The organism is Micrococcus sp. HMSC31B01 (assembly GCF_001816085.1).
Lineage (GTDB): Bacteria > Actinomycetota > Actinomycetes > Actinomycetales > Micrococcaceae > Micrococcus > Micrococcus luteus.
This window is the reverse complement of the sequence record NZ_KV825157.1, coordinates 1-7,640: the sequence shown is the minus strand read 5'-3', so window position 1 is coordinate 7,640 and position 7,640 is coordinate 1. Positions and strand designations below refer to the sequence as shown.

The 7,640-nt window shown below is 72.2% G+C and carries 6 protein-coding genes; 1 reads left to right on the top strand and 5 read right to left on the bottom strand.

Annotation, left to right across the window (positions count from 1 at the left end; translation table 11 throughout):
- Positions 1-110: 110 nt before the first annotated feature.
- The 5 genes from HMPREF3105_RS07085 to galE all read right to left on the bottom strand — a co-directional run bounded on the left by HMPREF3105_RS07085 (position 111) and on the right by galE (position 6,480).
- On the bottom strand, positions 111-491 hold the full coding sequence (locus HMPREF3105_RS07085; protein ID WP_036338002.1) for a holo-ACP synthase: 381 nt from the start codon (positions 489-491) through the stop codon (positions 111-113).
- On the bottom strand, positions 488-1,219 hold the full coding sequence (locus HMPREF3105_RS07080; RefSeq protein ID WP_070709052.1) for a hypothetical protein: 732 nt from the start codon (positions 1,217-1,219) through the stop codon (positions 488-490). Before HMPREF3105_RS07080 ends, HMPREF3105_RS07085 begins: the two co-directional genes overlap by 4 nt.
- Positions 1,216-3,345: a glycogen debranching protein GlgX gene (glgX, locus tag HMPREF3105_RS07075; protein WP_036315853.1), complete on the bottom strand. Its 2,130-nt coding sequence runs from the start codon at positions 3,343-3,345 to the stop codon at positions 1,216-1,218. Before glgX ends, HMPREF3105_RS07080 begins: the two co-directional genes overlap by 4 nt.
- A gap of 157 nt (positions 3,346-3,502) precedes the next feature.
- Positions 3,503-5,374 carry a glutamine--fructose-6-phosphate transaminase (isomerizing) gene (glmS, locus tag HMPREF3105_RS07070; RefSeq protein WP_070709051.1) on the bottom strand — a complete coding sequence of 624 codons (1,872 nt, stop codon included), beginning with the start codon at positions 5,372-5,374 and terminating at the stop codon, positions 3,503-3,505.
- Positions 5,375-5,424: 50 nt separating this feature from the next.
- Complete coding sequence (gene galE / locus HMPREF3105_RS07065) at positions 5,425-6,480, bottom strand: UDP-glucose 4-epimerase GalE (protein WP_041103284.1); 1,056 nt, start codon at positions 6,478-6,480, stop codon at positions 5,425-5,427.
- Positions 6,481-6,554: 74 nt separating this feature from the next.
- On the opposite strand from galE, the gene coaA reads away from it, so the two are divergent.
- Positions 6,555-7,565: a type I pantothenate kinase gene (coaA, locus tag HMPREF3105_RS07060; protein WP_044659424.1), complete on the top strand. Its 1,011-nt coding sequence runs from the start codon at positions 6,555-6,557 to the stop codon at positions 7,563-7,565.
- Positions 7,566-7,640 lie beyond the last annotated feature (75 nt).

The window sequence follows — 7,640 nt, the reverse complement described above, 5'->3', positions numbered from 1 at the left end:
CCAGGCGGCCGCGCGCATCAGCTCCGGGCCGCGCCCGGCCGCGAGCAGGGGCTCCTCGGCCGTGCGCACGGCCGAGCCGGTCACGGCGATGCGGGTCAGGTCATCGGCGGTCATGCGGACTCCTCCTCGGCCGCGCGGCGTTCGGCGACCACGTAGGCGGTGGCGACGTCCCCGTCATGACTGAGGGAGAGGTGCCAGTGGGTGATGCCCAGGGCCTCGGCCTGGGCCTGGACGGTGCCGGTCAGGTGCACGGTGGGGCGGCCGTCGCCGTGGTCCGGGCGCGGGATCCAGCAGTGGTGCCACATCATCCCGGGCGGGGCGCCCATGGCCTTGGCGACCGCCTCCTTGGCGGCGAAGCGCGCGGCCAGCGAGCGCAGCGGCAGGTCCCGCTCGTCCTCGGTGAACAGGCGTGCGCGCAGCGCCGGCGTGCGCTCGAGCTGCGCCCGGAACCGCGGGACGTCCACCACGTCCACCCCCACGCCGACGATCACACCGCCCCCGCCCGCCGGGCGCCCACGACGACGGCGCCGGCCTCGTCCCCGACGGGCTGCCCGCGCAGTCGCTTGGCCAGGTCGAGCGGCCACTGCAGCACGCCGGGCAGCTGCTGGTCGCAGCCCGGCGTGAGCATCGCCTTCCCGTAGGCCAGCACGCCGTAGACGCCGTGCTGCAGGCGGCCGAGCCGGTCGAAGCCGGCGTCGAACGCGTACAGGGACACACGGCCCTCCTCGGGGGTGAAGCACCGCTCCGCCAGCAGCCGCGCGCGCTCCACGTGCTGGTGGAAGGTGAGCACGCCCAGGTGGTGCAGGCCGAGCTCGCGCATGCGTTCGCCCGCGTGGATGACCTCGCCCTGGGTGGTCACCGGATCGGGCGCGAAGCACTCGACGGTGACGCCGGCCAGCCGCGGGTCGCGCTCCTCCGGGCCGCCGCACAGCTTCTCGTGCCCGTCCGGCCCCAGGTACGCGGAGACGAAGAGCCGGTCGGTGAGGCCGGACGCGGCGAGCTCGATCGCGGCGTCGTAGACGCGGGGCTGGCTGTAGAGGACGAGGAGGGCGTCCACACGCGGTGCGTCGTCCGGGTGCGGGTCCGTCACGGCGTGCGTGGCCCACCCCGCGCCGAAGGCCAGTGCCAGCGCCGCCAGGGTGGCCACGGTGGCGCAGAGGGCCCGCGCCCACCGCGGCAGGCCACGGCGGACGCGCCCCCGGTCGACCCGCTCGTTCATGCGCCCTCGGGCACCTGCCGCAGCACGACGGTGGAGCGGGCCGGGAGCTCAAGCACGTCCCCGGCACGCACGCGGGGGCGGGTGCCGTCCGGGGCGACGTGGGACGAGGTGTCCACGACGACCTCCCACTCCGCCGGGAACGTGGGCCCGGGCAGGGTGTACGGCACGGGCTCCCACCACGCGTTCATGAGGACGTAGAAGTCCCGGTAGGGCTCCTCCCCTTCCTCGTCCCCGCGGGTGAGCATGTGCCCGTTGAGGTAGAAGCCGATCGACCGGGCCTCGGCGCCCCAGTCGTCCTCCGTCTTGGCGGTCGCGTCCGGCTCGAGCCACACGATGTCCGGCAGGGGCGCCTCGACGTCGCGGGCCGCGGGGCGACCGTCGAAGTGGTGGCGACGGCGGAACACCGCGTGGTCACGGCGCAGCGCGATCAGGTCGCGGGTGAACGCCACGAGCGAGTCGTCCATGGCGGACCAGTCGATCCACGAGATCTCGTTGTCCTGGCAGTAGACGTTGTTGTTGCCGCCCTGGGTGCGGCCCAGCTCGTCGCCGTGGCTGATCATGGGCACGCCCTGGCTGATCAGCAGGGTGGCCAGGAAGTTGCGGCGCTGGCGGGCGCGGAGCGTCACGACCTCGGGGTCGTCGGTCTCCCCCTCCACGCCGCAGTTCCACGAGCGGTTGTGCGCCTCGCCGTCGTTGTTGTCCTCGCCGTTGGCCTCGTTGTGCTTCTCGTTGTAGGAGACGAGGTCGCGCAGCGTGAAGCCGTCGTGGGCCGTGACGAAGTTCACGGACGCACCGGGGCCGCGCCCGTCCCCCTCATACAGGTCGGCCGAGCCGGTCAGGCGGGTGGCGAACTCGCCGAGGGTGCCGGGCTCGCCGCGCCAGAAGTCGCGTACCGCGTCCCGGTACATGCCGTTCCACTCGGACCAGAGGCCGGGGAAGTTGCCCACCTGGTAGCCGCCCCAGCCCACGTCCCACGGCTCGGCGATGAGCTTGACGGTGCGCAGCACCGGGTCCTGGCGGACCACGTCGAAGAACCCGGAGAACATGTCCGGGCCCTGCTCCCCCTCCACCCGGGTGAGGGTGGTGGCCAGGTCGAACCGGAAGCCGTCCACGTGCATCTCGGTGACCCAGTAGCGCAGGGAGTCCATGACCAGCTGGAGGGCCTTGGGGCTGGAGAGGTCCACCGAGTTCCCGGTGCCCGTGTAGTCCATGTAGTGCCGCTCGTCGCCCTCGACGAGGTGGTAGTAGCCGGCGTTGTCCAGCCCGCGCAGGCTGAGCATGGGGCCCTTGTCGTTGCCCTCGGCCGTGTGGTTGTAGACCACGTCGAGGATCACCTCGAGACCAGCGGCGTGCAGGTCCTTCACCATCTGCTTGAACTCGCGGACCTGGCCGCCCACCTCCGAGGAGGAGGCGTAGGCGGCGTGCGGGGCGAAGAAGCCGAGCGTGTTGTAGCCCCAGTAGTTGCTCAGCCCCTTCTCCTGCAGGGTGGCGTCGTTGACGAACTGGTGCACGGGCATCAGCTCGACGGCGGTCACCCCGAGCTCGGTCAGGTGGCGGACCACCTCCGGGTGGGCCATGCCCGCGTAGGTGCCGCGCAGCTCCTCGGGGACGGCGGGGTGCAGCTTGGTCATGCCCTTGACGTGGGTCTCGTAGATCACCGTGTCCGTGAGCTCGACGGCGGGTGGGGCGTCATCGCCCCAGTCGAAGTCCTCGGCGACGACGACGCCGAGCATGCTCGTGCCCAGGTTGTCCGAGGTATCGATGCGGTCCGGCTCGTCGAAGTCGTACGAGTGGTGCTGCTGGCCCCACTCGTAGTCGCCGGTGAACGCCCGCGCGTACGGGTCCACGAGGATCTTGGCCGGGTTGTGCCACAGGCCGCGGGCGGGGTCCCAGGGGCCGTGCACGCGGTAGCCGTAGCGCTGCCCGTGGCCGATGCCCGCCACGTGGGCGTGCCATGTGGTGCCGTGCCGCTCCTCGAGAGGGATGCGCGTCTCCGTGCCGTCGTCGGCGACGAGGCACAGCTCGACCGCCTCCACCTCGCGGGAGACCGCGAGGGCGAAGTTGGTGCCGGTCTCGTCCACGGTGGCCCCGAGGGGGTACGGCTGGCCGATCTCCACTGTGTGCATGACTCTCCGGGGTCTCGTCGTGCGGCCCGCCGGGTGCGGCGGGCCTCCTCGGGGAGTCTACTGGGGCGGGAGGACACCGTCCCGGACGCGTCGCGGGCCCGGCCGCTGTGTGGCGGCCGGGCCCGGCAGGAGAGGTCTCGGTGGCCTCAGCGGCGGATCACTCCACCGTGACGGACTTGGCGAGGTTGCGCGGCTGGTCCACGTCGTAGCCCTTCGCCGTGGCGAGCTCGAGGGCGAAGATCTGCAGCGGGACCGTGGTCAGCAGCGGCATGAGCATCGGCTGGGTCTCGGGGACCTCGAAGACGACCTCGGCCTGGCCGCGCACGGCCGCGTCGCCGCGCTCGGCGACGGCGAAGGTGCGGGCGCCGCGGGCGCGGACCTCCTGGATGTTCGAGACCACCTTGGCGTGCAGCGAGTGACGGTCCAGGGGCGAGGGCATGACCACGAAGACCGGCTGGCCGTCGTCGATCAGGGCGATCGGGCCGTGCTTGAGCTCGCCCGCGGCGAAGCCCTCGGCGTGGATGTAGGCGAGCTCCTTGAGCTTGAGCGCGCCCTCCATGGCCACCGGGTAGCCGACGTTGCGGCCGAGGAACAGGACGGAGGTGGCGTCGGCCATGGAGCGGGCGAGCTCCTTGACCTGGTCCTTGGCGGCGAGGATCTCCTCGATCTTGCCGGGGATCGCCCCGAGGTCCGCCAGGATGTCCTTGATCTGGCCGCTGAACAGCTTCTTGTTCAGCTGGGCCAGGTACAGGCCCAGCAGGTAGGCGGCGGTGATCTGCGCCAGGAACGCCTTGGTGGAGGCGACGGCGATCTCGGGGCCGGCGTGCGTGTAGAGCACGGCGTCCGACTCGCGCGGGATCGTGGAGCCGTTGGTGTTGCAGATGGACACGGTGCGGGCGCCCTGCTCCTTGGCGTAGCGGACCGCCATGAGGGTGTCCATGGTCTCGCCGGACTGGGAGATGGACACCACGAGGGTGTGCGGGTCGATGATCGGGTCGCGGTAGCGGAACTCGTGGGAGAGCTCCACCTCCACGGGGATCCGGCACCAGTGCTCGATGGCGTACTTGGCCACCGTGCCCGCATAGGCGGACGTGCCGCACGCCAGGACGATGATCTTGTCGACGGCCTTGAGCTCCTCGGGGTCGATCCGCAGCTCGTCCAGCATCAGGGCGCCGGCGGCGTCCGTGCGGCCCAGCAGGGTGTCCTGCACGGCCTGGGGCTGGTCGTGGATCTCCTTCTCCATGAAGGTCTCGAAGCCGCCCTTCTCCGCGGCCGAGGCGTCCCAGTCCACGGTGAAGCGCTTGCCGTCGGCGGGGCCGCCCCGGAAGTCCGAGATCTCGACGGCGTCGGCCGTGATCGTCACGACCTGGTCCTGCTCGAGCTCGATGGCCTCGCGGGTGAAGTCGATGAAGCCGGAGACGTCCGAGCCGAGGAAGTTCTCCCCCTCGCCCAGGCCGACGACGAGCGGCGAGTTGCGGCGCGAGGCCACCACGCGGTCGGGGTGGTCCACGTGCACGGCCAGCAGGGTGAAGGCACCCTCGAGGCGCTGGGAGGCCAGCTGCATGGCGCGGGTCAGGTCCTGGCCGGCCGCGTGCCGGTAGACGTCGGCGAGGAGGTGGGCGGCCACCTCGGTGTCCGTCTCGGAGAGGAACTCGACGCCCTTGGCGAGCAGCTCCTCGCGCAGCTCGGCGTAGTTCTCGATGATGCCGTTGTGGATCAGCGCCAGGCGGCCCTCGTCCGCCACATGCGGGTGGGCGTTGCGGTCGGTGGGGCCGCCGTGGGTGGCCCACCGGGTGTGGCCGATGCCGACGAGGCCGGTGGGGATGGGGTGATCGGCGAGCTCCTCGGCGAGGTTGGCGAGCTTGCCCGCCTTCTTCCGGTGGTACAGCTGACCGCCGTCCACCACGGCCACACCGGCGGAGTCGTATCCGCGGTATTCAAGACGACGCAGGCCCTCCATCAGGACGTCGAGAGCGCCGTGCTCACGATCCGACTGGGGCTGGCCGATGTATCCGACGATTCCGCACATGCGCACGAGAATACCGGGCCGGACCCGACTTCGGCGCACGGCGGGCCGGGTCACTCCGTCCGGGACGAGAACCCCGCGGGGTTGGCCTCCTGCCAGGCCCAGAGGTCCCGCACCATCGCGGTCACATCGCGTCGGGCGTGCCAGCCCACCTCGGCGCCGATCGCGTCCACGGCCGCGCACGACTCGGCGATGTCCCCGGGCCGGCGCTCGACCACGCGGTAGGGGATGCGGCCGCCCGTGACCGCCTCGAAGGCGCGCACCATCTCGAACACGGTGACGCCCTCGCCCCGGCCGATGTTCCAGACCCGGGTCGTCGTACCGCCCCCGGCCGCCACCCGGGCCGCGAGCCAGTCGAGCCCGGCCACGTGCGCCTCCGCGAGGTCCATCACGTGGATGAAGTCGCGCACGGCGCTGCCGTCGCGCGTGTCGAAGTCCGCGCCGAACACCCGCAGCTCGGGGTACGCGCCGGAGGCCACCCGCGCCACGAAGGGCATGAGGTTCGCCGGCACCCCGCTCGGGTCCTCGCCCAGCCGCCCGGAGGGATGCGCGCCGACCGGGTTGAAGTAGCGCAGCATCGCCAGCCCGCCGCCGTCGACCGTGGCGCAGACGTCGCGCAGCACCTGCTCCGCCATGAGCTTGGAGTGTCCGTAGGGCGAGACCGGGTCCGTGGCCGCGTCCTCGGCGACCGGCACCGGCGCGCGGTCGCCGTACACGGTCGCGGAGGAGGAGAACAGGACCGTGCGGACGCCGGCCGCGAGCGCGGCCTCGGCGACGGCGGCCGTGCCGCCCACGTTCACGTCGTAGTAGGCGGCGGGGCGGGTCATCGACTCGGTGGGCGACTTCAGCCCGGCGAAGTGCACGAGTGCGGCCGGGCCGAAGTCCGCGAGCGCCCCGCGGTAGTCCTCGGGGCGGCGGATGTCGGCCACGTGCAGGCGCAGCCGCGACCCGCCCAGACGCGTTCCGGCGAGCTCGGCGACGCGCTCCAGCGACGTCGTCGTCGCCGTGACCAGGCTGTCCAGGACGAGGACGTCGTGGCCCGCCTCGAGCAGCGTGAGCACGGTGTGGGATCCGAGGTATCCGGCACCGCCGGTCACGAGAACGCGCATGGGCCGATCCTATCCGGGCCCTGTGACGTCACGCGGGGGCCCGCTCCGGGCGGGCCGCGGCCATAATGGATCGGGTGACCTACACCCCCCCGACCTCCGAGCTGCCCCTCGTGGGCCCCGAGGAGCCCGCGGACGCCGTGCCCGACGGCCACCAGCGCTCCCCCTTCGTGGAGCTGGACCGCCAGACCTGGGCCCGTCTCGCCTCGGAGATGGCGCAGCCCTTCGACCAGGCGGACGTGGAGCGTCTGCGCGGCCTCGGCGAGCATCTGTCCCTGCGCGAGGTTGCCGAGGTCTACCTTCCGCTCTCGCGCCTGCTGAGCATCAACGTGGAGGCCTCCGCGGCCCTGCGCAGCGCGACCAACGCGTTCCTCGGCGAGCGGACGGGGCGCACCCCGTACGTGATCGGGGTGGCCGGGTCGGTCGCCGTCGGCAAGTCGACGACGGCGCGCGTGCTCCAGGAGATGCTGCGCCGCTGGCCGACCACACCGCGCGTCGAGCTGGTCACCACGGACGGCTTCCTGCACCCCAACGCGGTGCTGCACGAGCGCGGCATCATGTCCCGCAAGGGCTTCCCCGAGTCCTACGACCGCCGCGCGCTGCTGCGCTTCATGGCGGACGTCAAGTCCGGGGCGCAGGAGGTGCGCGCGCCCGTGTACTCGCACATCACCTACGACATCGTGCCGGGCGAGGAACAGGTGGTGCACCGTCCCGACGTGCTGATCGTGGAGGGACTCAACGTGCTGGCCCCGCCGCGCACCCGGGCCGACGGCACCGCCGGGCTCTCCGTCTCCGACTTCTTCGACTTCTCGGTGTACGTGGACGCGCGCGCGTCCTGGATCCGGTCCTGGTACATCGACCGGTTCATGGGTCTGCGCTCGGGGGCCTTCGCCGACCCGCGCAGCTACTTCCACCGGTACTCCTCCCTGTCGGACGCCGAGGCTCAGGCGACGGCCGAGTCCATCTGGGACTCCATCAACGGCCCGAACCTCGAGCAGAACGTGCGCCCGACCCGCGGGCGCGCCCGGCTGGTGCTCACGAAGAACGCGCAACACGAGGTGACCCGCGTGCTGCTGAGGAAGGTCTGATCCATGCGTCGCACCCTCCCTCTCGCCGCGCTGGCCGCGCTCGCGCTGCTCGCGGCCGGCTGCGGCACGCCCGCC

Coding starts and splice junctions, on each gene's coding strand:
- glgX (WP_036315853.1), bottom strand. CDS start 3,345: ATGCACACAGTGGAGATCGGCCAGCCGTACCCCCTCGGGGCCACCGTG.
- galE (WP_041103284.1), bottom strand. CDS start 6,480: ATGCGCGTTCTCGTGACCGGCGGTGCCGGATACCTCGGATCCCACACC.
- glmS (WP_070709051.1), bottom strand. CDS start 5,374: ATGTGCGGAATCGTCGGATACATCGGCCAGCCCCAGTCGGATCGTGAG.
- HMPREF3105_RS07080 (WP_070709052.1), bottom strand. CDS start 1,219: ATGAACGAGCGGGTCGACCGGGGGCGCGTCCGCCGTGGCCTGCCGCGG.